Source organism: Thiocystis violacea, assembly GCF_016583575.1.
Classification (GTDB): domain Bacteria; phylum Pseudomonadota; class Gammaproteobacteria; order Chromatiales; family Chromatiaceae; genus Thiocystis; species Thiocystis violacea.
In genome coordinates, this window is the sequence record NZ_NRRG01000010.1 from 12,336 (window position 1) to 33,163 (window position 20,828).

The following is a 20,828-nucleotide window of genomic DNA, read 5'->3' on the forward strand; positions in this document are numbered from 1 at the left end:
CACTACCCGACTCGTATCCCCGAGATGGGACCGAGCAACCCAAAAGCGGTCAGCAGCCAAAGAACCACGACGATGATGACGACCACATTCAAGATTTTCTTGATGTTGCCGTCCATCGGGATGTAGTTATTGATCAGCCACAGGATGACTCCCACGACCACCAGGGTGACGACCAATGAAATTAAAGTCATGGCAAATTTCCTTCATTCAGTGTTTGTGTGACGAGGCTTCAACGATAGTCCTCGGCCCGGCGGGCGTCCGTTCGCTGGCGAACACAACGATGGTCGACGCTGGCCCGGCGCACCGCGTTCCACGTTCAGCGTCCACTCGCTAGGCTACGGATAAATCCTGGCTGGTTCTGTACGGCAGCGCACATAGGCCGTTCGACTCATCAGCGTTCCTTGCCCTATGTTTGCCAGCGCACCGACGGATCCATGATCTTTCCTATAGGTTGTTTTCCATGCTTCGATCGTTTTGTGACTTGTTGTTCGTCCCGAACAGCCGTATCCCAGCATCGAAATCCGACCGGATCCGCTTTGACTCGGTCGTCAACACACAGGAAACACCTGTCCATCAGCATCAGCGAGAGAGACTCAAGTGAACACGAGTACGAGCAAGACGAGCGGTTTATTGGCCTTGACCTTAGTGATCGGCCTGGCTGGCTGTAGCGGAATGTCAAGACAGGAACAAAGCACCCTGGCGGGGGCTGGCATCGGAGGAGTAGCCGGCTCATTACTGACCGATGGCAGCGCGGTTGGAACGATCGGTGGGGCGGCGGTCGGTGGCGTCATCGGCCATGAAGTCGGCAACGACAGGGACAATGACAGACGCGATGTCCGATACGGGAATGACAGACGCTATAGGAATGATGGCGAATACAATAGGGCTAACCGGTACGACAACGAACGTCACGCCGGAAGCGATGGCCGCTACTGGTGATAGCCGCTATCCGAGCCGGTGGTGCCCCAATCGAGAGGATCGGCGCATGAAGGATGGGCACGCTTCGCCGTGCCCATCCACGACTTGGAGCACTACCGAGCGACGTACCCTCCCCGCCGCCGCCTCGCGACACCGAAGGCTGGTTAATCGCGCCTTATGTTTGCCAGCGCACGGAACGAGCGGATGTTTCAACCTACTTTCGACGCTACCCATGCCGTCCGTTCGGGCGTCGCCCTGACCCACGAAGAGAACGCGAGTGCTGCCTGTCGAGAACCCCGTCCTTTTTGTCAATCGTCTCCTGGCGACCCTGCCCGACGCGGATCGTCAGCGGATCCTGGCGAGTTGCGAGCCCGTCGAGCTTCACCTGGCCGAGGTGATCAGCGAACCCGGCGATCGGATTGACCACGTTTATTTTCCGACCAACAGCTTCGTGTCCATGCTGACCCCGCCCGACGGGCACGCCGGTCTGGAGGTGAGGCTGGTCGGTCACGAAGGGATGATCGGAACCCCACTCATCCTGGGGGTGGAGGTGACGCTGCTGCGCACACTTGTCCAGGGCGCGGGTTTCGCCTGGCGCATGACCCCCAAGGGATTCAGTGACGCACTCACCGAGAGCCGCGCGTTCCGGACCGTGCTCAATCGCTATCTGTTCGTGTTGACGAACGAGGTCGAGCGGATGGTCGCCTGCACCCGTTTCCATGTCCTGGAGGCGCGCCTCGCCCGGTGGCTATTGATGACCCAGGATCGTGCACGTTCAAACCATTTCCACATCACCCATGAATTCCTGGCCTCGATCCTCGGGGTGCGTCGCGTCGGCGTGACCAAGGCGGCGAGCGCGCTGCAACAGCGCCGACTGATCCACTATCGCCGAGGGGATATCGAGATTCTCGACCGCGCGCGGCTGATCGAGGCCGCCTGTGGCTGTTACGGGGCGACGGAAGCCATGTATGAACGGATCATGGGTTGATGCGATGGACCGGCCGAGACGCCACATAGGGCGGCCGAGATTGATTGACGACGGCGCGCGGGCGACCACCGGCGACATTCGCGCCAAAGCGCGGATGCTCGACCAGCGTTGGCAGGAAGCACGTTAAGCCTGCTCCGGGTAGTGCCTTGATTCGTAGGATGACGACAAACGAGCCGTCCCGTGGCGTGGGTGGGAGCGGCTTACAGCCGCGAACAATCTCGCGTCGGCACTCATCGCGGCTAAAAGCCGCTCCCACGAAATCCTATCGATTGGGGCGCTACCCCTGCTCCTAGGCCAGCCGCTTCCTGGCTGACTTGGCTGACTCGATCTCTCGCAAGGGCCGTTCAGCCGGCCAGCGCGCGATAGAGTTCCAGATAACGATCCATGATCGCCCGCCGGCCGAACTCCAGTTCCACCCGTTCCCGTCCGCGCTCCACCAACGCCGCCATCAGACCGTCATCCGATAGGGTCAGCCGGATTCCCCGCGCCAGCGCGGTGGCGTCCTCGCAGGGGACGCTCCAGGCATCCTCGCCGTGACGAACCAGCTCGCGCGCCCCTCGGAAGCTCGCCGTCACCAGTGGCTTGCCCCAGGCCCAGGCCTCCAGGATCACGTTGCCCAGGGTCTCGGCGTCGAGCGAGGGAAAGACCACCAGATCCGCCATTTGCAGATAGGGCGCGGGATCGCGTTGCCAGCCGGCCCAGAGGATGCGGCCGTCCTGTCCAAGCGACTCGGCCTGGCTCCGCAGTTGGGAGCCAAGCGGGCCATCGCCGACCATGAGGAGCCGTAGCGGCCGGCCGGCGATGGTCTCAGGCAGCCGAGCCATCGCCTCGATCAGATAGCGCTGGCCCTTGACTGGAACGAAGCGTCCGAGGGTCGTCAGCACCCAGGCGTCTTCGGGAATGGCGTGGCCGGCGCGCCGCTCGGCGACCAGCATCGGGTCGAGCGGGCGCGCCGGGTCGGCGAAGTTGTAGATGTGATGGATCCGCTCGGCGGGTAGTCCGTTGAGCACCATCCAGTCGCAGAGTCCCTTGGTGTTGCCGATCCAGCCGTGGGCATGACGGTAGGGATCCAGGGCGTAGTAGCCGCCGAGGCGTGCCAGATGGATGGGACCGCCCCGCGTCGGGAGATGGGCGAGCCGGGTGGCGCGCCCCATGTAGGTCTGCACGATCCCTGGCTGAAGCGCGCGGATCAGCCGGGCGACCGCGCGCCGGGACCAGGGATCCCAGGTGGTGCGGTAGGGCAGGCGATGGACCGGCAATGAACCCAGATCGAGTCCATCCAGGGCGCCTCCGTCGCGGATCGCCAGTTGAGCCGGGGCCTGACGCTCGGCGAGCGCGGCGCTGAAACGGATGAACCAGCGCTCGGCGCCGCCGAGGGCCTTGCTGGCGACCATTTGCAGGGTGGTGGGATCCGTCATGCGAGGGCGCCGCGCCGGGGTTCGGAAGCCGGTGATCGGCTCGCTGGACCATTCACCCGTCCCAGGCTGGGCCTCTTCATGGACCCATCGCCCGACCCACCATGGCCCGTAGCGCCGGGTGGGACATAAGACGCTGGATGCGGGGATCGGCGCGCAGACGCTCGATGTCGCCGGCGAGAATCAGTCGGGTCAGCTCGGGGTCGGCGAGAACGGCCTGGATCTCGGGGTCGTTCTGGAGCGCGGTGATCCCGTCCATCAGTCCTGGATCCTGAACCAGTCGCTTCTGAATGTCGGCGATCTCGTCGGCTCGGCGGTCCGGCGCGCCGGGGTCCGATGACTCGGCGCCGGGCCGGAGCGCGCGGATGCTGGACTCGGGGAGGATGACCTCGCCCAGGGTGGCGCTGCGCAGGCGGTAGCGCCCGCCGTCGATCGAGAGCAACTCGCCGCTGATGACGCTGCCATCGGTCAGTTCGACGCGGCTCTCCCCGGCCTGGACAGGCGCGAGCGGATACAGGGCGGACGCGGCCAGGATGAGTCCGGCGGCACCCTGGCGACTGGATATGACTGAAAACATGGCGATTCCGGTTTGGATCGAGGCACGAAAAATCGATGGTATCCTTACCGCCTGGTTTTGAAACGGTGATCCATCACGGAAATCCTCCGCATGAATCTGCTACTCGTCGTGCTCGTCCCACTTGTCGGGGCGGGGCTGACCGGCTGGATATCCCGATTCGGCCGCATGAAATCCGCCTGGATGACCGGGGGCCTCACGCTCCTCTCCCTGGCCTGTCTGGCGCCTTCCGCGCTGGCGCCCTTCGCGGGGGAGGTCGTGGTGCGGCGTTGGCCCTGGATCCCGGAGGTCGGGCTGGATCTGGCGTTCCGGCTCGATGGCCTGGGGCTGCTGTTCGCCATCATGATCCTGGGGATCGGCCTGCTGGTCGTTCTCTACGCCCGCTATTATCTGCCGGAACGCGATGGGCTCGGACGTTTCTATGCCTATCTCCTGCTGTTCATGGGCTCGATGCTCGGCATCGTGCTCTCGGAGAATCTGATCCAACTGCTGATCTTCTGGGAGATGACGAGTCTGTCCTCCTTCCTGCTGATCAGCTACGCCTATCGCAAGCAGGAAAGCCGGACCGGCGCGCGCATGGCGCTCACGGTCACCGGACTGGGCGGCCTGGCCATGCTCGGCGGTTTCCTGCTGCTGGGCGAGATGGCGGGCAGTTATGAACTCTCGGTGATCCTGACCCAGGGCGACGCCATCCGCGCGGATCCGCTTTATACCCCCATGCTGGTGCTGATCCTGCTCGGCGCCTTTACCAAGTCGGCGCAGTTTCCCTTCCATTTCTGGTTGCCGCACGCCATGGCGGCGCCGACGCCGGTCTCCGCCTATCTGCACTCGGCGACCCTGGTCAAGGCCGGGGTCTTTCTGCTGGCGCGGCTCTTTCCGGTGCTGTCCGGAACCCCGGAATGGACCTGGCTGGTGATCGGCACGGGTCTCGCCACGCTGCTGATCGGGGCCGGAATCGCGTTCTTCAAGCATGATCTCAAGGGGTTGCTGGCCTACTCGACCATCAGCCATCTGGGGCTGATCACGCTCCTGTTCGGCCTGGGCACCCCGCTGGCGGCGGTGGCCGCCGTCTTCCATATCCTCAATCACGCGACCTTCAAGGCGTCGCTCTTCATGGCGGCCGGCATCATCGACCACGAGTGCGGGACTCGCGACATGCGCCGGATCAACGGTCTCTGGAAATTCATGCCCTACACCGCCACGCTGGCGATGGTGGCGGCGGCCTCGATGGCGGGCGTGCCGCTGTTCAACGGTTTTCTCTCCAAGGAGATGTTCTTCGCCGAGACGGCCGATTTTTCCTCCGGATTCGAGTACGGCTGGATCCTGCCCTCCCTGGTGGGTCTGGCGGGCGTGCTGGCGGTCGCCTACTCACTGCGGTTCATCCATGATGTCTTCTTCAATGGCGACCCCATCGATCTACCGAAAACGCCGCAGGAACCGCCGTTCTGGATGAAGGCGCCGGTGGCGGTGCTGGTGGCCATCTGTCTGCTGGTGGGAGTCCTGCCCGCCCTGACCGTCGCGCCCCTGCTCAAGATCGTCGTCGCCGCCGTCCTGCAGGCGCCGCCACCAGCCTTCGATCTGGCCATCTGGCACGGCTTCGGCCTGCCGGTGGTCATGAGTCTGATCGCGCTGTTCGGCGGAGTGCTGGTCTACACGACGCGCCGACCGCTGTTCAAGCTCGCCGAGCGCGTGGAAGGGCAACTCCTGGCCAAGGCGCTCCATGACTGGATCCTCGCCGGACTCCTCCACGGTTCGGCGCTGGCGACCCGGTGGCTGGACTCGGGCTCGCTGCAACGGCTGGTGCTGACCCTCGTCCTCTCGGTGCTGGCGCTGGGTCTGGTCGGCTTCCTGGACGACGGCTCGCCCTTGACCGGACCGCGCGCCATCCTGCCGATCGATGGCGTCAGTCTCTTCATGACGGCGATGCTGATCCTGGTCGCCACCGCCACCCTGGTCCTGCATCGGCGGCGGCTCACGGCGCTGATCGTGGTCGGCGCCATGGGGCTGCTGGTGGCCCTGATCTTCGTCAAGTTCTCCGCGCCGGACCTGGCCCTGACGCAGCTCTCGGTGGAGATCGTGACCATCGTGCTGCTGCTGTTGGCGCTCTATTTCCTGCCCCAGCACAGCCCAGACGAATCGAGCTGGGCGCGACGCCTGCGCGACGGCGGCGTCGCCATCCTCGCCGGAGCGGGGGCCGGGGCGCTGACCTGGTCGATCCTGACCCGCCCGTTCGACTCCATCTCGGACTATTTCCTGGCCAACAGCCTGCCGGGCGGGGGCGGGTCGAACGTGGTCAATGTCATTCTGGTCGATTTCCGCGGCTACGACACCCTGGGCGAGATCTCGGTCCTGGCGCTGGCGGGGCTCGGCATCCATGCCCTGCTCAAGGATCTACGGTTGCCGGGACTGGAGCGGGACGCGGAGGGACGGCCCTGGAACTGGGATCTTCACCCCAGCATCATGGCCGCGCTGACCCGACTGCTGCTGCCGCTGGCGCTGCTGGTGTCCGTGTTCATCTTCCTGCGCGGACACAATCAGCCGGGGGGCGGCTTCATCGCAGGGCTCATCACCGCCGTCGCGCTCATCATGCAGTATCTGACCAATGGCGTGGCCTGGACGCACAGCCGTCTGTCCGGAAACATGTACCCATTGATCGGCGCCGGCCTGCTGATCGCCACCCTGGCGGGACTGGGAAGCCTGGTGTTCGGCTACCCCTTCCTCACCTCCGCCTATACCCACGTTCACTGGCCGATCGTCGGAGACTTCGAACTAGCCTCGGCCATGATCTTCGATCTGGGCGTCTACCTGGTCGTGGTCGGGGCAACGCTGCTGATTCTGATCCATCTCGGTCTGATGCATCAGGCCAGCCACCCCGGACCGAACCAAGGCGAGGAGTCGCTCTGAATGGAAGCCTTGATGAGCCTCATCGTTGGCGTGCTGACCGCCTGCGGCGTCTATCTGCTGCTGCGCGCGCGCACCTTTCCGGTCGTGCTGGGACTGACCCTGCTGACCTATGGCGTGAACCTCTTCCTGTTCGCGAGCGGACGTCTGACGATCGGCGCGCCACCCATCATCGACACGCAGGCGACCCAGTACACCGATCCCCTGCCCCAGGCCCTGGTGCTGACGGCGATCGTCATCAGCTTCGCCATGACCGCCTTCGTCATCATGCTGTCGCTCAAGGCCCGCGCCGAGCTGGGTAACGATCATGTCGATGGGCGCGAGACACCGGGAGACCAGCCATGACGCACCTCGTCATCGCGCCCGTGCTGCTGCCGCTGCTGGCCGGGATCCTGCTTCTGCTGACGCGGCCCCTGTTGCCGCTTGGGGTCAGACGCGGCCTGAATCTGGCCGCCGTCGCGGGTCAGGTGGCGCTGGCGGTCTGGTTGCTAACGCTGGTCGACGGCGGCGCGATCCTGACCTACAACCTGGGTCACTGGCCGGCCCCCTTCGGGATCGTGCTGGTGGCGGATCGGCTGTCGGTCTGGATGCTGCTGATCACCGCCCTGCTGGCCTTCTTCGCCCTGCTCCATGCGGTGCGTGGAACCGACCGGGGCAGCCGACACTTCCACACCTTGTTTCAGTTGCAGTTGTTCGGGCTGAACGGCGCCTTTCTCACCGGCGATCTCTTCAATCTATTCGTCTTCTTCGAGGTTCTACTGCTCGCCTCCTACGGGCTGATGGTGCATGGCGGCGGCGCCCGGCGGGTCCAGGCCGGGCTGCACTTCGTGGTGCTCAACCTGGTCGGATCGACGCTGTTCCTCTTTGCCGCCGGAACCCTTTATGGCGTGCTGGGAACCCTCAACCTGGCGGACCTGGCGGTGAAGGTCGCCGCGCTGCCGCCCGAGAATCTGGGTCCGGTGCGCGCCGCGGGGCTGCTGCTGCTCGCCGTCTTCGCGCTCAAGGCCGCGCTCGTCCCGCTGCACCTCTGGCTGCCCGCGGCCTATTCATCGACCTCGGCGCCGGTCGCGGCGCTCTTCGCCATCATGACCAAGGTTGGCGCCTATTGTCTGTTGCGGGTCGAGACCCTGATCTTCGGCGCCGGAGCGGGCGAGCTGGCGGGACTCTACGCGGACTGGCTGTGGCCCCTGGGCCTGCTGACGCTTCTGCTGGGATCCCTGGGCGCGCTGGCCGCGACGGAGCTGCGCCGCCAGGTCGCCTATCTGGTGGTGGTCTCGGTCGGGCTCCTGCTGAGCGCCTTCGGTCTCGCGACCCCGGCCGGCATCGCGGCCGGACTCTATTATCTGGTCCACACCACCTTCGCGGCGGCGGCCTTCTTCCTGTTGGCGGATCTGATCGCCGAGGAACGGGGATCCCTGGCCGACCGACTGGTTCCGGGGCCAACGGTGCGGCGCGTCGGACTGCTCGGCGGTCTCTTCTTCTTCACCGCGCTGCTGGTCGCGGGACTGCCACCGCTACCCGGATTCGTCGGAAAATTCCTGGTGCTGCGCGCCGCGCTGGAAACGCCGGGCTGGCCTTGGGTGATGGCCGTGATCCTGACCTCCGGGCTGCTGGGGATCATCGCGCTCGGGCGCTCGGGAAGCCTGCTGTTCTTCGCAACCCAGGGAGCCACCAACCAGGGCGACTCGATTCCCTCGGATTCGCCCGGGAAGTCGGGCGGGAGCGCCTGGCCAACGCTCGGCCTGCTCGCCCTCGGTCTGATCCTGCTGGCCTGGTCCGGGCCGGCGCTGGAGTATTGCGCGGCCATGGCCGATCAGTTGCTGGATCCGCAAGGCTATATCCAGGCGGTACTGGAGCCGCCAGGCGCTGGAGACGAACGATGAAGAGACGGCTGCTGCCCCATCCGATCCTGACGCCGATCCTGGCCCTGATCTGGGTGCTTCTGTCCAACAGCCTGTCACCCGGACAGATTCTGCTCGGACTGCTGCTGGGCTGGATCATCCCCATCTTCACCCGGCCCTTCTGGCCGGAGCGGGTCACCATCCGCAAACCAGCGACCTTGCTCCGCTTTCTGGTCGTGGTGCTCTATGACATCCTGGTCGCCAATCTCGCGGTAGCCTGGCTGATCCTGCGCGGGAGCCATCACATCAGGCCCGCGTTCGTTGTGGTGCCGCTCGCGCTGCGCTCCGACCTGGGCATCAGTCTGCTGGCCAATGTCATTTCACTCACGCCCGGCACGGTCTCCTCCTGGCTGAGTCCGGATCGCCGCCGTCTGGTGGTCCAGGGGCTCTCCGTGAAGGATCCGGCCGAATTGATAAACACCATCAAAGGCCGCTACGAGGCGCCGCTACTGGAGGTCTTCGAGTCATGTTGAGCACCGCCATCCTGATCGCCTTCGCGCTGGTGTCGGCCGCCATCGGCCTGACCCTCTGGCGTCTGTTGACCGGACCGGACACGCCGGACCGCATCCTGGCGCTGGACACCCTCTATGTGAACGCCATCGCCCTGCTGGTCCTGCTCGGCATGCATTTGAGCAGCGCGCTCTATTTCGAGGCGGCCATCCTGATCGCCATGATGGGCTTCGTCGGCACCGTCGCGCTCTGCAAATACCTGCTGCGCGGCGACATCATCGAGTAGGGATATCGGGAAACCAGGGATTCGAAACCACGGCGATTCAAGAAGCAGGGTCTTAAGATGCTGGAAATCACGCTCTCCGCTCTCATCATCATCGGCGCGCTCTTCACCTTCATCGGGTCGCTTGGACTGGTTCGCATGCCCGACTTCTACACCCGTCTGCACGGTCCGACCAAAGCGACGACCCTGGGCGTCGGCAGCCTGCTGATCGCCTCCATGATCTATTTCAGCACCCAGGGCCAAGGCGTCAGCTTTCACGAGATCCTGGTGACGCTGTTCCTCTTCATCACCGCGCCGGTGAGCGCCCATCTGTTGTCCAAGGCGGCGTTGCACCTGGGGGTCGAGTCATTGTCCAAGCCGCCACCCGAGGTGGAACGGGCGGACGCGGATGGAGCAGGAACGCCTTAACCACCCAGCTCACGCGGATCCTGGCGCTACCGCTTTCCGGCCTCTCCAACACGATCCTCGGATTCACCCCAGCGCCCCGCCGCCGCATCATCCGACTCCCGCGCCTCGACCCAACGTTCGCCCTCTTCGGTGCGCTCCTTCTTCCAGAAGGGCGCGCGGGTCTTGAGATAGTCGATCAGGAATTCGCAGGCACGGAAGGCATCGCCTCGGTGCCGGCTGGCGACACCCACGAAGACGATGGGATCCTGTGGTTCGAGCCTTCCAACCCGATGGATGATGGTGAGGCCATCAAGACTCCAGCGTGATACGGCCTCCTCGGCGATCGCGCCGAGTGCCTTTTCGGTCATGCCGGGATAGTGCTCCAAGGTCATCCGGGATACCCCGACGTCCTCGTTGAGATCACGCATCAAACCGACGAAGGTGACCAAGGCGCCGACACTGGAATGGCCCCGCCACAGGGCATCCTGCTCGGCGGCGGTATCGAAGGGCTCGGTCTGGACGAGGATTCGCGCCATGCGGCATCACCCGATGGGCGCGACGCCCATGAGAACGCGGTGCAGCCAGAACATGAAGAGCAGATAGAGGCCCAGTCCGCCGACGATGGCGATGGCATCGTTGATCGGACTCGGAGGAGCGCCCTGGACCAGGGGGCCGACGCGATGCTTGAGCGAAACGCGATCCGCGACGGCCCAGGCCAGGAAAGTGCCGAACAGCAGCAGATCCGCCAGGGTTCCGTTGGGAAACAGATGGGCGAAGGCCCAGATCTTCACCGCGAGCAGCATGGGATGCTTGACGGCGGTCTGGATGCGGCCGGGCAGGTAGGCGGCCAGGAGCAAAGGGAAGACGGGCAACATCAGCAAGAGGCTGATGTGACGGAACCAGGTCGGCGGATCGTAGAGGACAACGGGTGACAGACGGGCGGCGCCGTAGCCCTGGACGATCAGCACGAAGCCGACCAGGGACACCAGTGCGTAGACCGCCTGCCAGGGGATGACGCCGAAACGCTCGACGACGCTTGTCCGTAAACCGGGCTTGATGATCGAGATGGAGTGCATCCCGAGGAAGAGAATGAGTCCGAGGATAAGTAGGGCCATTGAATCACTGCTCCCATGAAAGGCTGGCGACGGCTGACTTAGGACAGGCTCCCTTGGATCAACGGGGCGCGTGCCTGGCGAGAAAGGCATCCAGGGCATTGGCGAAGGACTGACGGTCACGGTCGCCCATGACCGCCGGACCTCCCGTGTTCACGCCCGTGGAGCGCAGGGTCTCCATGAAATCACGCATGTTCAGGCGCTCACGGATGTTGTCCTTGGTATAGACCTGACCGCGCGGATTCAAGGCGTGAGCGTCCCTGGCGATGACCTCGGCGGCCAGCGGGATGTCGGCGGTGATCACCAGATCGCCGGGGGCGAGGCGTTTGACGATCTCGTTGTCGGCGACATCGAATCCAGACGAGACCTGAATCGCGCGGATGAAACGCGATGGCGGAAGCACCTGGGGCTGATTGGCGACCAGGGTGACCGGAACCTCGACCCGCTCGGCCGCCCGGAACAGGATCTCCCGGATCACCCTTGGGCAAGCGTCGGCGTCGACCCAGATGCGCATAGGGCCTCCTGAACCAGAATCCAGGGCTTGACGACGAGCGCCCAGACCTCGGCGTCCGCCGCGAGCCAGGCGCGCGCCTGCGCGTCACCGACCGGCACGATCCGCCCCGCCGACAGTTCGGCGGCGACGGTTGCGGCTTCGTCGCGCGCCAGACAGAGACCGACCTCGATGAGATCGAGCCCCTGGGCGACCTCGATCACCCGTCCCTGGGCGAAGAAGCGCTGGAGTTCACGCCATGGGATCCGAGCCGTTTCCTGGTTGAGTCTGGCCCGCTCGATCCCGTCCGGATCCTCATTCGGCGTCATCGGCCTCGTCCGCCTCGGGTTCGGCGTCCTCGGACGTAGTCTCGGCCAGGGGCTCGTGTACCAGGATCAGCCCGCCCAGCGGCGGCAGCGCGATCATCAGCGAGTGTGGACGCCCCATCCAGCTCACCGGCTCCGACACCACGCCGCCCTGATTGCCGACGTTGCTGCCGCCGTAGAGCGCGGCATCCGAGTTGATCGCCTCCCGATAGAAACCCGGCTCGGGTACGCCGATGCGGTAGTTGGTGCGCGGAACCGGGGTAAAGTTGAAGGCCGCCGCGACGATGGAATCGCCGGTCAGATCCTTGCGGATATAGCTCAGAACCGATTGCGAACTGTCGTGACAGTCGATCCACTCGAAGCCCGAGGCATCGAAATCCACCTCGTGCAGGGCCGGACGCTCGGCATAGATCCGGTTGAGATCCGAGACCAGTTGCTTGACCCCCTGGTGCTGCGGGCGTTCGAGCAGATCCCAATCCAGCTCGCCGGCGAAATCCCACTCCTTGCCCTGGCCGAACTCGCAGCCCTGGAACAGGAGTTTCTTGCCCGGATAGCTGAACATGAAGGTGTAGAGCAGACGCAGACAGGCGAACTTCTGCCAGCCGTCGCCCGGCATCTTGTCGAGCATGGACTTCTTACCGTGAACGACTTCATCGTGCGAGAAGGGCAGCACGAAATTCTCGGTGAAGGCGTAGAGCAGACCGAAGGTCAGCAGGTCATGGTGGAAATGCCGATAGATCGGATCCTTCTGCATGTAGGAGAGGGTGTCGTGCATCCAGCCCATGTTCCATTTCATGCTGAAGCCAAGTCCACCGAGATAGGTCGGACGCGAGACCGCCGGCCAGGCGGTGGATTCCTCGGCGATCATCAGGGTTCCCGGATGCTGCTCATGGGTCACCATGTTCAGCTCGCGGATGAAGTCCACCGCCTCCAGGTTCTCGTTGCCGCCGTACTTGTTCGGGATCCACTCGCCGGCATTGCGCGAATAATCCAGATAGAGCATGGAGGCGACGGCATCGACGCGCAGACCGTCGATGTGGAACTCCTCCAGCCAGTAGAGGGCGCTGGAGAGCAGGAAGTTCTTCACCTCGTTGCGGCCGAAATTGAAGATCAAGGTGCCCCAATCGCGGTGCTCGCCCATGCGCGGATCGGCATGCTCATAGAGCGCGGAGCCATCGAAACGGGCCAGCGCGTAGGCATCCTTGGGAAAGTGGGCCGGCACCCAGTCCAGCAAGACGCCGATGCCCTGCTGGTGGAGGTGATCGACGAAGAAACGGAAATCGTCCGGCGAGCCGAAGCGGGCGGAGGGCGCGAAGTAGCCGGTGCACTGGTAGCCCCAGGAGGCATCCAGCGGATGCTCGGTGATGGGCATCAGCTCGATATGGGTGAAGCCCAGCTCCGTCACGTAGGCGGCGATCTCCTTGGCGAGCACCCGATAGTTGAGGAAATTTCCATCCGGATCACGCCGCCAGGAGCCGAGATGGACCTCGTAGACGGACATCGCCCGATGCTGCCAGTTGGTCCGAGCGCGCTCCAGCATCCAGTCCTTGTCGTCCCAGGCGTAACGGCTCTCCGGCGCGATGAGTCCGGCGGTCAGCGGGCGCGACTGAAAGGCCTGGGCGTAGGGATCGATCTTGATGTGAACATGCGTGGCCCGATCCCGGATCTCGTACTTGTAGTAACCCCCGGTCGTCAGGCCAGGCACGAAGAGCTCCCAGACGCCCGTGCCGCCCCGCACCCGCATGGGGTTGGCGCGCCCGTCCCAGGCGTTGAAGTCACCGACGACGCTGACCCGCTCGGCGTTGGGCGCCCAGACCGCGAACTGCACGCCCGCGATCCCCTCGACCTCGACCGCGTGGGAACCCAGGAGCCGGTAGACATGCCAGTGCTTGCCCTCGCCGAACAGGTGGAGATCGAAATCCGAGAGTTGGGCTGGAAAACAGTAGGGATCGTACGCGCAGGCGAGCGCGCCGGCCGCGTCTTCCCATTCGATCCGGTAACGTTCGGGAAGCCGCGCGGGATCGCCCTCCCAAACGAAGAGGTCGGTACCCTCGATGCGTTGCATCGGCTCGCCGACCTCCACCAGCCTCGCGCTCTCGGCGAGTGGCAGGAAGGCCCGCGCGACGGCCTTGCCGTCCTCCTCATGGCGCCCCAGAACCTCGAAGGGGTCGTGGTGACGCGCCTCGACGATGCGTTGCAAGTGGTCCGGGAGCTTGAGTGCGGAGCCTGTCGCGGTTGCCATCTCGTTCTTGTTCCTCTTGAAATCAGCGATTCGTATTGGCGGAAGGCCCATGCGAGCAGGTTGGAGCCGGACGGGTCGCGACCGCGGTGGGCTACATGATTCCCGCTCGCCGGCGCCGATGAAGGGAGGTCCACCGGGCGTCCATCCTCGGACGCGTCGCTTGGGTTCATCGCGTCAACGTCCATCCCGAGCCAGGCGGCGGAGCCTGGCCCCGAATGCCGCCATCAAGCCCGAACGCTGGGGGTTGTAATATGTCTTGATGGTATCATAAGGACGTTCTGATAAACCCCGACGCGTCGCTCATGACAGGAGAACTCATGCCCCATACGAACCCCAGGTTCATCAGTCGCCTGACCCGAAACACCCTGGCGCTGATTCTGGCCGGGGGACGGGGTTCGCGGCTCATGCACTTGACCGCCTGGCGCTCCAAGCCCGCCGTTCCCTTCGGTGGGAAGTTCCGCATCATCGACTTCCCGCTCTCCAACTGCATCAATTCCGGCATCCGCCGCATCGGCGTGTTGACGCAGTACAAGGCCCACTCGCTCATCCTGCATATCCAGAAGGGCTGGGGCTTCCTGCGCGGCGAGTTCGGCGAGTTCGTCGAACTCTGGCCCGCTCAGCAGCGCGTGGCCGAGACCGCCTGGTACGCCGGCACCGCGGACGCGGTCTTCCAGAATCTGGACATCATCCGGGATCACAACCCCGAGTACATCCTGGTGCTGGCTGGCGACCACATTTACAAGATGGACTACGGCGCCATGATCGCCTACCACGTCGAGAGCGGCGCCGACATGACGGTGGGCTGCCTGGAGGTGGATGTGGAGCGGGCGCGCGAATTCGGCGTCATGTCCGTGGATGGTGAACAGCGGGTGAGAAGCTTCGCCGAGAAACCCGATACCCCCGAGACCATCCCCGGCATGCCCGGCCGCTGTCTGGCCTCCATGGGCATTTACGTCTTCAATCGCGGCTTCCTGTTCGAGCAGCTCTACAAGGATGCCGACACGCCCTCGTCGAGCCACGACTTCGGCAAGGACATCATCCCGAACGTCATCAAGCTCTACCGGGTGATGGCCTACACCTTCCGCGATCCGCGCAGCGGCGAGCTGGCCTACTGGCGCGACGTGGGCACGCTGGACGCCTTCTGGGAGGCCAACCTGGAGCTGATCGGCGTGACCCCGCCCCTGAATCTCTACGACAAGAGCTGGCCGATCTGGACCTATCAGGAGCAGCTGCCGCCGGCCAAGTTCGTCTTCGACGACGAGGACCGACGCGGCATGGCGGTCGATTCCATGGTCTCCGGCGGCTGCATCATCTCCGGCGCCACGGTACGTCACTCCCTGCTGTTCTCCAACGTTCGGGTGAATTCCTACGCCCAGATCTCGGATTCGGTGATCCTGCCGGACGTCGACATCGGCCGTAAATGCATCGTCCGCAATGCCGTCATCGACCGTTATTGCCAGCTTGAGGAGGGTATTCAGATCGGCGTCGACCCCGAGGCCGATCGCCGTGCCGGATTCCATGTGAGCGAGGGCGGAATCACCCTGGTCACCCCGGAGATGCTCGGACAAGACGCCAATCACGTTCGGTAGGATGGGTAGAGCAAAGCGAAACCCATCCTCCCAACTCCGAAGCCCAAGAAAAAAGGACGATCGGCTCAAACCTCATCCAACCTTCAGATTGGAGCGGCCCCACGCACCATGAACATCACCCTGAACGGTGAACCCAAGGAGATCGCCGAAAGCACGCGCCTATCGGATCTTGTCGAAACGCTCGCCCTCGCCGGCCAGCGTTTCGCCATCGAGGTCAACGCGGAGCTGGTTCCGCGCAGTCGCTTCGCCGAGCACCGGCTCGCTCCAAACGACAGGATCGAAATCATTCAGGCCGTCGGCGGCGGCTAGACCCGCCGGTCTCGCCCATCCGCCACGCCTCAATCGTCATCAATACGCACGGAATTGTCATGTCCACAGACACCCAGAACTCCGATCGCCTCATCATCGCCGGCAAGGAATACGGCTCGCGCCTGCTGGTCGGCACCGGCAAGTACAAGGACATGGACGAAACCGCCAGCGCCATCGCGGCCAGTGGGGCGGAGATCGTCACCGTCGCGGTCCGCCGCACCAATCTCGGGCAGAACCCCGGCGAGCCCAACATCCTGGACGTGCTCCCGCCCGATCGCTACACCATCCTGCCCAACACCGCCGGCTGCTACGACGCCGAAACCGCCGTGCGCACCTGCCGCCTGGCGCGCGAACTGCTGGACGGCCACAAGCTGGTCAAGCTGGAGGTGCTGGGCGACGAGAAAACCCTGTTCCCGGATGTGATCGCGACCCTGAAAGCGGCCGAGATCCTGGTCAAGGATGGCTTCGATGTCATGGTCTACACCAACGACGACCCCATCGTCGCCCGCGAACTGGAGGCGATCGGCTGTATCGCCGTGATGCCGCTGGCCGCGCCGATCGGCTCCGGTCTCGGCATCCGCAACCCGCTCAACATCCTCACCATCGTCGAGAACGCCAAGGTTCCGGTCCTGGTGGACGCGGGCGTCGGCACCGCCTCCGACGCGGCCGAGGCCATGGAGTTGGGCTGTGACGGCGTGCTCATGAACACCGCCATCGCCGCGGCCAGGGATCCGGTGCTGATGGCCAGCGCCATGCGCAAGGCGATCGAGGCCGGACGCGAGGCGTTTCGCGCCGGACGCATGCCGGCCAAACGCTTCGCCTCCGCCTCGTCCCCGATCGAGGGGTTGTTCTTCTAGCCCATCGATCGACGCAAGGCGCGACCCCAAAGACTGGCCGCCGTGCGGGAGGCTCGGGCGTTGCGTCCTCAGCGCGACGGTCTGGCCATTCGCGACGTCCGGATCGGCCATCGTTCGCCCAAGGCTTTCCATGACGGATACCCTATCCACGCAAGAGCGCAGCAAACGCATGTCGCTCATCCGGGGCGCGGGTTCGGCTCCGGAGATGAAGCTTCGCCGCCTCGTGCATCGCATGGGCTTTCGTTATCGACTGCATGTCAAGAAACTGCCTGGAACCCCGGACCTGGTGTTCCCTTCACGACGCGCGGCGATCTTCATGCATGGCTGTTTCTGGCATCGCCACCCGGAATGCAAGCTCGCGCGACTGCCGAAGTCGAAACTGGATTTTTGGCGGCCAAAGCTGGAAGCCAACCGGGAACGGGATTTACGCGATCAACGACGCTTGCTGGACCTGGGATGGCGCGTGCTGGTCGTCTGGGAATGTCAAATGACGAATCTCGACGAGGTATCGTCGATCGTTCAGGAGTTTCTGCGGGGAGAAGAGGGCGGCGGAGAATGAAATCGATCGAGCTGTTCGCGGGTGCCGGCGGTCTCGCCATGGGGGCCGCCCTCGCGGGATTCGAATCCCTGGCCGTGCTGGAATGGGATCGGTGGGCCTGCGATACCATCCGGGAGAACCAACGGCGGGGATTCCCGCTGGTCCAGGATTGGCCGCTCTGGGAAGGCGATGTGCGGGATTTCGATTGGTCGAGTATCCCGGAAGGAATCGACCTGGTTTCCGGGGGGCCGCCATGCCAGCCTTTTTCGATGGGTGGCAAGCACGGGGCCTATGGCGATGAACGGGACATGTTTCCCTGCGCCGTGGATGTGGTGCGCCGGCTCAAGCCGAAGTCCTTCATCATCGAGAACGTGAAGGGTCTGACGCGATCGAGCTTCGCGAATTATTACCAGTACATCCTGCTTCAACTGGAGTTTCCGAAGGTCACGCGCGGGCGCGACCAAAGCTGGACGAGTCACTTGCGCCGGTTGCAAGCGGAGAAAACCTCGGGCGTCCTGCATCGCCGGGGGCTGACTTACCAGGTCGTGCCCACGCTTGTTAACGCCGCCGACCATGGGATTCCGCAGAAACGCGAACGGGTTTTCATCGTCGGCTTCCGCTCCGACCTCGCCATCGAGTGGTCATTTCCGCGTCCAACCCATTCATTCGACGCGCTCCTCTATTCTCAATGGGTTTCCGGGGAATACTGGATCAGACACGGAATACCGAGAACCCGGCGGCCGGACGCGCCTGAAACGCTGAAGGCGCGCATCCAGAATCTGGGCACCGTGCTTCCATCCTTGCAAGGAAACCCCTGGCGGACGGTTCGGGACGCACTGGTGGACATTCCGGACCCTCGCGGGACATCGGCGGCGCACGGACTCCACAATCATGGCTTTCAGGATGGTGCCAGAACCTACAAGGGACATACGGGCAGTCCGCTGGATCTCCCCGCCAAGACGCTCAAGGCCGGCGACCATGGCGTTCCTGGCGGCGAGAACATGATGGTGCTGGACGACGCCAGCCCGCGTTATTTCAGCGTGCGCGAATCCGCGCGCCTCCAGACCTTCCCGGATGGCTATATCTTCCATGGCTCCTGGACGGAAACCATGCGACAACTGGGCAACGCCGTCCCCGTCGCCCTGGCTCGCCGGGTCGCGGCATCCGTGGCGGAGCACTGCCGGCCGCGCGACGAAATCGCTAAGCGGTTCGCCCCCAAGACTCGCGACTATTCGCGAAATAATCCGCCCCGCGGAGACACGCGCCTTGCACTCGACTGAATTTCCACCCCATCGTCCGATCCGTAGTTTCGTGCTGCGCGAGGGTCGACTGACCGGCGCGCAGGAGCGCGCCTTCCTGGAACTCTGGCCACGCTTCGGAGTGGACTGGCCGCCCGGCGAGCGGATCGATCTCTCCGCGCTGTTCGGCGACTCGCGGCCGGTCGTGCTGGAGATCGGCTTCGGCGATGGTGAGTCGCTCGCCGCGATGGCCGAGCGCGACCCGGAGCGCAACTGGCTGGGCATCGAGGTCCATCGCCCCGGCGTGGGTCATTTGCTGCTGCTGATCGAGCGGCTTGGCCTCGGAAATCTGAAGGTGATTCGCCACGATGCCGTGGAGGTGCTGACCCAGGGGATCGCCCCCGGCGCGCTCGATGGCGTGCAGCTCTTCTTTCCCGATCCCTGGCCGAAGCGACGGCACCACAAACGCCGCATCCTGAGCGCCGAATTGATCGCACTCTTGGCGCGCGCCATCCGCCCTGGCGGAACCTTCCACGCGGCGACCGATTGGCCGCCCTACGCCGCGCAGATGCTCGAAACCCTGGACGGCGCCTCAGATCTCTTCGAGAACAGCGCCGGTCCTGGCCAGTACGCACCGCGACCCGACGCGCGCCCACTGACCAAGTTCGAGCGACGCGGCGAACGGCTCGGGCATCCGGTCCACGACCTCATCTACCGTCGACGCTGATGGCCGGTCTGCGTCTCGCGGGCCTCGGCCATCGGTCGCTCGCGCCCCTCGATCTCGGGCTCGAAGCGGGTGAGCTGGTCTTTCTCTCCGGACCCTCGGGATCGGGCAAGAGCCTGCTGCTGCGAGCCATCGCGGACCTGGATCCGCATGTCGGGGAGGCTTGGCTCGGGGACGAGGCCCGTTCGAGCATGGCGCCACCGCTCTGGCGTCGGCGGGTGGGGCTGTTGCCCGCGGAGTCCTTCTGGTGGGGCGAGACGGTCGGCGAGCACCTGCCGTCCGACCGGACGAACGGCACGGGAGCCGAGACCCCCATCGCGGACTGGCTGACCGCGTTGGGTTTCGCGCCCGAGGTGCTCGACTGGTCGGTCAAGCGTCTTTCGACTGGCGAGCGACAACGGCTAGCGCTGGTCCGGCTGCTGGCGCAAACCCCGGAGGCGCTCTTGCTCGACGAGGCGACCGCCAACCTGGATCCCGCCAATCGCGATCAGGTCGAGACCCTGATCGAGCGCTATCGGCGCGAACGCCAGGTGGCCGTGCTCTGGGTCAGCCACGATCCGGAGCAGCGGCGACGACTGGGCGGGCGCTCCTACCGTCTCCATGAGGGTCGGCTGGAGTCCGAGTCATGAGCATGATCCAACTCTCGCCTTGGGATCTGGCGCTCGCCTCGCTGCTGGTGCTCCTTCTGGCCAGAATGTCCTGGCGGCTGCGCCTGGGCGTCGAGCGTCGCGTGCTGATCGCGGCGGCCCGCAGCGCCGTTCAGTTGACCCTGGTCGGCCTGGTGCTCAAGGTACTGTTCGCCCAGACCAGTCTCCCCCTGATCGGACTCATGGCGCTGGTCATGCTCTCGGTGGCGGGGTTCGAGGTGATGCAGCGCCAGACGCGCCGCTTCGGCGGGCCTTGGGGCTATGGGATCGGCTCGCTCTCCATGTTCCTCTCCTCCTTCAGCGTGACGCTCCTGGCGCTCACCCTCGTCATCGGGGTCGAGCCCTGGTATCAGCCCCAATACCTCATCCCGCTGCTCGGCATGCTGCTCGGCAACACCATGAGCGGTATCGCCATCGCGCTCGACAATCTCACCCGCAACGCCTGGGAAGCGCGCGGCAAGATCGAGGCGCGTTTACTGGCCGGCCAGAATTGGGAAGCCGCGATCGAGGACATCCGCCGCGAGGCGCTCCGCTCGGGTCTCATCCCCATCGTGAACGCCATGGGCACGGCGGGGCTGGTCAGCCTACCGGGAATGATGACGGGGCAGATCCTCGCCGGCAGTCCGCCCATGGAGGCGGCCAAATATCAGTTGCTCATCATGTTCCTGATCGCCGCCGGGACCGGGTTGGGCGCGATGGCGGCGGTCTGGATGGGTTCGCGGCGACTGTTCGACGAGCGCCAGCGCCTGCGGCTCGATCGGCTCCGGGGCGCAACCAAAAACTGAACAGTTCCGTCTAGCATCCGCGTCGCCAACGGCCAAACTCTTTCTGACAACTGACAACGGCCCTCCCCCTATAATTGACCATTTTAATGCATTAAATCCGAACCCCAAGGTTCTTTCCGGTCTCGACTTCGGCTAAGGTGAAATTTATGCTGCG

The 20,828-nt window shown here is 64.6% G+C and carries 24 protein-coding genes; 16 read left to right on the forward strand and 8 right to left on the reverse strand.

The window, feature by feature from the left end; genetic code table 11:
• Positions 1–2 precede the first annotated feature (2 nt).
• A complete protein-coding gene (locus CKO27_RS07015; RefSeq protein ID WP_200374165.1) occupies positions 3–191 on the reverse strand; it encodes a Thivi_2564 family membrane protein in 189 nt (62 codons plus the stop codon).
• A gap of 481 nt (positions 192–672) precedes the next feature.
• On the opposite strand from CKO27_RS07015, the gene CKO27_RS07020 reads away from it, so the two are divergent.
• Complete coding sequence (locus CKO27_RS07020; RefSeq protein ID WP_200374244.1) at positions 673–939, forward strand: glycine zipper 2TM domain-containing protein; 267 nt, start codon at positions 673–675, stop codon at positions 937–939.
• Between the two features lie 256 nt (positions 940–1,195).
• Positions 1,196–1,906 (forward strand): helix-turn-helix domain-containing protein, encoded by a 711-nt coding sequence (locus CKO27_RS07025; protein ID WP_200374166.1) that lies wholly within the window; start codon positions 1,196–1,198, stop codon positions 1,904–1,906.
• 344 nt (positions 1,907–2,250) lie between these two features.
• Here CKO27_RS07025 and CKO27_RS07030 read toward each other — a convergent pair whose 3' ends face one another.
• Together CKO27_RS07030 and CKO27_RS07035 are read right to left on the reverse strand one after the other, a co-directional pair.
• Entirely contained in the window at positions 2,251–3,324 is a 1,074-nt protein-coding gene (locus CKO27_RS07030) for a glycosyltransferase (protein WP_200374167.1), read from the reverse strand.
• 76 nt (positions 3,325–3,400) lie between these two features.
• On the reverse strand, positions 3,401–3,898 hold the full coding sequence (locus CKO27_RS07035; protein WP_200374168.1) for a hypothetical protein: 498 nt from the start codon (positions 3,896–3,898) through the stop codon (positions 3,401–3,403).
• A 90-nt stretch (positions 3,899–3,988) separates the two neighbouring features.
• On the opposite strand from CKO27_RS07035, the gene CKO27_RS07040 reads away from it, so the two are divergent.
• From CKO27_RS07040 to CKO27_RS07065, 6 genes are read left to right on the forward strand one after another with little or no spacing between them, the layout of a single operon-like run.
• Positions 3,989–6,799 carry a monovalent cation/H+ antiporter subunit A gene (locus CKO27_RS07040; protein WP_200374169.1) on the forward strand — a complete coding sequence of 937 codons (2,811 nt, stop codon included), beginning with the start codon at positions 3,989–3,991 and terminating at the stop codon, positions 6,797–6,799.
• Entirely contained in the window at positions 6,800–7,141 is a 342-nt protein-coding gene (locus tag CKO27_RS07045; protein ID WP_200374170.1) for a Na+/H+ antiporter subunit C, read from the forward strand. It begins immediately after the preceding gene.
• Positions 7,138–8,679, forward strand: a complete 1,542-nt coding sequence (locus CKO27_RS07050; protein WP_200374171.1) for a monovalent cation/H+ antiporter subunit D — start codon at positions 7,138–7,140, stop codon at positions 8,677–8,679. The genes CKO27_RS07045 and CKO27_RS07050 overlap by 4 nt, the downstream gene beginning before the upstream one ends.
• Complete coding sequence (locus tag CKO27_RS07055) at positions 8,676–9,170, forward strand: Na+/H+ antiporter subunit E (protein WP_200374172.1); 495 nt, start codon at positions 8,676–8,678, stop codon at positions 9,168–9,170. Before CKO27_RS07050 ends, CKO27_RS07055 begins: the two co-directional genes overlap by 4 nt.
• Positions 9,164–9,433, forward strand: a complete 270-nt coding sequence (locus CKO27_RS07060; protein ID WP_200374173.1) for a K+/H+ antiporter subunit F — start codon at positions 9,164–9,166, stop codon at positions 9,431–9,433. Before CKO27_RS07055 ends, CKO27_RS07060 begins: the two co-directional genes overlap by 7 nt.
• A gap of 57 nt (positions 9,434–9,490) precedes the next feature.
• Complete coding sequence (locus CKO27_RS07065; protein ID WP_200374174.1) at positions 9,491–9,838, forward strand: Na+/H+ antiporter subunit G; 348 nt, start codon at positions 9,491–9,493, stop codon at positions 9,836–9,838.
• Between the two features lie 26 nt (positions 9,839–9,864).
• Here the strand turns inward: CKO27_RS07065 and moaE are convergent, their stop codons facing one another.
• From moaE to glgB, 5 genes are read right to left on the reverse strand one after another with little or no spacing between them, the layout of a single operon-like run.
• Entirely contained in the window at positions 9,865–10,353 is a 489-nt protein-coding gene (gene moaE, locus CKO27_RS07070; RefSeq protein WP_200374175.1) for a molybdopterin synthase catalytic subunit MoaE, read from the reverse strand.
• A gap of 6 nt (positions 10,354–10,359) precedes the next feature.
• The gene (locus CKO27_RS07075; RefSeq protein WP_200374176.1) at positions 10,360–10,932 is read right to left on the reverse strand and encodes an NnrU family protein; all 573 of its coding nucleotides are present in this window, start codon (positions 10,930–10,932) and stop codon (positions 10,360–10,362) included.
• A gap of 58 nt (positions 10,933–10,990) precedes the next feature.
• Positions 10,991–11,443, reverse strand: coding sequence for a YaiI/YqxD family protein (locus CKO27_RS07080; protein WP_200374177.1), 453 nt, complete (start codon positions 11,441–11,443; stop codon positions 10,991–10,993).
• On the reverse strand, positions 11,404–11,748 hold the full coding sequence (locus CKO27_RS07085; protein WP_200374178.1) for a DUF2288 domain-containing protein: 345 nt from the start codon (positions 11,746–11,748) through the stop codon (positions 11,404–11,406). Before CKO27_RS07085 ends, CKO27_RS07080 begins: the two co-directional genes overlap by 40 nt.
• The gene (glgB, locus tag CKO27_RS07090) at positions 11,735–13,987 is read right to left on the reverse strand and encodes a 1,4-alpha-glucan branching protein GlgB (protein ID WP_200374179.1); all 2,253 of its coding nucleotides are present in this window, start codon (positions 13,985–13,987) and stop codon (positions 11,735–11,737) included. The genes CKO27_RS07085 and glgB overlap by 14 nt, the downstream gene beginning before the upstream one ends.
• Positions 13,988–14,304: 317 nt before the next feature.
• On the opposite strand from glgB, the gene glgC reads away from it, so the two are divergent.
• The 8 genes from glgC (at position 14,305) to CKO27_RS07130 (ending at position 20,674) form a co-directional block, all read left to right on the forward strand.
• Positions 14,305–15,576 carry a glucose-1-phosphate adenylyltransferase gene (gene glgC / locus CKO27_RS07095; RefSeq protein WP_200374180.1) on the forward strand — a complete coding sequence of 424 codons (1,272 nt, stop codon included), beginning with the start codon at positions 14,305–14,307 and terminating at the stop codon, positions 15,574–15,576.
• Between the two features lie 108 nt (positions 15,577–15,684).
• Positions 15,685–15,885: a sulfur carrier protein ThiS gene (gene thiS / locus CKO27_RS07100; RefSeq protein WP_200374181.1), complete on the forward strand. Its 201-nt coding sequence runs from the start codon at positions 15,685–15,687 to the stop codon at positions 15,883–15,885.
• 59 nt (positions 15,886–15,944) lie between these two features.
• Positions 15,945–16,742, forward strand: a complete 798-nt coding sequence (locus tag CKO27_RS07105) for a thiazole synthase (RefSeq protein ID WP_200374182.1) — start codon at positions 15,945–15,947, stop codon at positions 16,740–16,742.
• A gap of 130 nt (positions 16,743–16,872) precedes the next feature.
• Positions 16,873–17,301, forward strand: coding sequence for a very short patch repair endonuclease (locus CKO27_RS07110; protein WP_200374183.1), 429 nt, complete (start codon positions 16,873–16,875; stop codon positions 17,299–17,301).
• Positions 17,298–18,560 (forward strand): DNA cytosine methyltransferase, encoded by a 1,263-nt coding sequence (locus CKO27_RS07115; RefSeq protein ID WP_200374184.1) that lies wholly within the window; start codon positions 17,298–17,300, stop codon positions 18,558–18,560. Before CKO27_RS07110 ends, CKO27_RS07115 begins: the two co-directional genes overlap by 4 nt.
• A complete protein-coding gene (gene trmB, locus CKO27_RS07120; protein WP_200374185.1) occupies positions 18,547–19,245 on the forward strand; it encodes a tRNA (guanosine(46)-N7)-methyltransferase TrmB in 699 nt (232 codons plus the stop codon). Before CKO27_RS07115 ends, trmB begins: the two co-directional genes overlap by 14 nt.
• A complete protein-coding gene (locus CKO27_RS07125) occupies positions 19,245–19,871 on the forward strand; it encodes an ABC transporter ATP-binding protein (RefSeq protein ID WP_200374186.1) in 627 nt (208 codons plus the stop codon). The genes trmB and CKO27_RS07125 overlap by 1 nt, the downstream gene beginning before the upstream one ends.
• Positions 19,868–20,674, forward strand: a complete 807-nt coding sequence (locus CKO27_RS07130; RefSeq protein WP_200374187.1) for an ABC transporter permease — start codon at positions 19,868–19,870, stop codon at positions 20,672–20,674. Before CKO27_RS07125 ends, CKO27_RS07130 begins: the two co-directional genes overlap by 4 nt.
• Positions 20,675–20,828: the final 154 nt, after the last annotated feature.

Excerpts from the sequence above, each read along its gene's own strand:
- glgB (WP_200374179.1), bottom strand. The coding sequence starts at position 13,987 with ATGGCAACCGCGACAGGCTCCGCACTCAAGCTCCCGGACCACTTGCAA.
- CKO27_RS07115 (WP_200374184.1), top strand. The coding sequence starts at position 17,298 with ATGAAATCGATCGAGCTGTTCGCGGGTGCCGGCGGTCTCGCCATGGGG.
- CKO27_RS07030 (WP_200374167.1), bottom strand. The coding sequence starts at position 3,324 with ATGACGGATCCCACCACCCTGCAAATGGTCGCCAGCAAGGCCCTCGGC.
- CKO27_RS07130 (WP_200374187.1), top strand. The coding sequence starts at position 19,868 with ATGAGCATGATCCAACTCTCGCCTTGGGATCTGGCGCTCGCCTCGCTG.
- thiS (WP_200374181.1), top strand. The coding sequence starts at position 15,685 with ATGAACATCACCCTGAACGGTGAACCCAAGGAGATCGCCGAAAGCACG.
- CKO27_RS07075 (WP_200374176.1), bottom strand. The coding sequence starts at position 10,932 with ATGGCCCTACTTATCCTCGGACTCATTCTCTTCCTCGGGATGCACTCC.
- glgC (WP_200374180.1), top strand. The coding sequence starts at position 14,305 with ATGCCCCATACGAACCCCAGGTTCATCAGTCGCCTGACCCGAAACACC.
- CKO27_RS07110 (WP_200374183.1), top strand. The coding sequence starts at position 16,873 with ATGACGGATACCCTATCCACGCAAGAGCGCAGCAAACGCATGTCGCTC.
- CKO27_RS07125 (WP_200374186.1), top strand. The coding sequence starts at position 19,245 with ATGGCCGGTCTGCGTCTCGCGGGCCTCGGCCATCGGTCGCTCGCGCCC.
- CKO27_RS07050 (WP_200374171.1), top strand. The coding sequence starts at position 7,138 with ATGACGCACCTCGTCATCGCGCCCGTGCTGCTGCCGCTGCTGGCCGGG.
- CKO27_RS07055 (WP_200374172.1), top strand. The coding sequence starts at position 8,676 with ATGAAGAGACGGCTGCTGCCCCATCCGATCCTGACGCCGATCCTGGCC.
- CKO27_RS07015 (WP_200374165.1), bottom strand. The coding sequence starts at position 191 with ATGACTTTAATTTCATTGGTCGTCACCCTGGTGGTCGTGGGAGTCATC.
- CKO27_RS07085 (WP_200374178.1), bottom strand. The coding sequence starts at position 11,748 with ATGACGCCGAATGAGGATCCGGACGGGATCGAGCGGGCCAGACTCAAC.
- CKO27_RS07060 (WP_200374173.1), top strand. The coding sequence starts at position 9,164 with ATGTTGAGCACCGCCATCCTGATCGCCTTCGCGCTGGTGTCGGCCGCC.
- CKO27_RS07105 (WP_200374182.1), top strand. The coding sequence starts at position 15,945 with ATGTCCACAGACACCCAGAACTCCGATCGCCTCATCATCGCCGGCAAG.
- CKO27_RS07020 (WP_200374244.1), top strand. The coding sequence starts at position 673 with ATGTCAAGACAGGAACAAAGCACCCTGGCGGGGGCTGGCATCGGAGGA.
- moaE (WP_200374175.1), bottom strand. The coding sequence starts at position 10,353 with ATGGCGCGAATCCTCGTCCAGACCGAGCCCTTCGATACCGCCGCCGAG.
- CKO27_RS07080 (WP_200374177.1), bottom strand. The coding sequence starts at position 11,443 with ATGCGCATCTGGGTCGACGCCGACGCTTGCCCAAGGGTGATCCGGGAG.
- CKO27_RS07045 (WP_200374170.1), top strand. The coding sequence starts at position 6,800 with ATGGAAGCCTTGATGAGCCTCATCGTTGGCGTGCTGACCGCCTGCGGC.
- CKO27_RS07065 (WP_200374174.1), top strand. The coding sequence starts at position 9,491 with ATGCTGGAAATCACGCTCTCCGCTCTCATCATCATCGGCGCGCTCTTC.
- CKO27_RS07040 (WP_200374169.1), top strand. The coding sequence starts at position 3,989 with ATGAATCTGCTACTCGTCGTGCTCGTCCCACTTGTCGGGGCGGGGCTG.
- CKO27_RS07035 (WP_200374168.1), bottom strand. The coding sequence starts at position 3,898 with ATGTTTTCAGTCATATCCAGTCGCCAGGGTGCCGCCGGACTCATCCTG.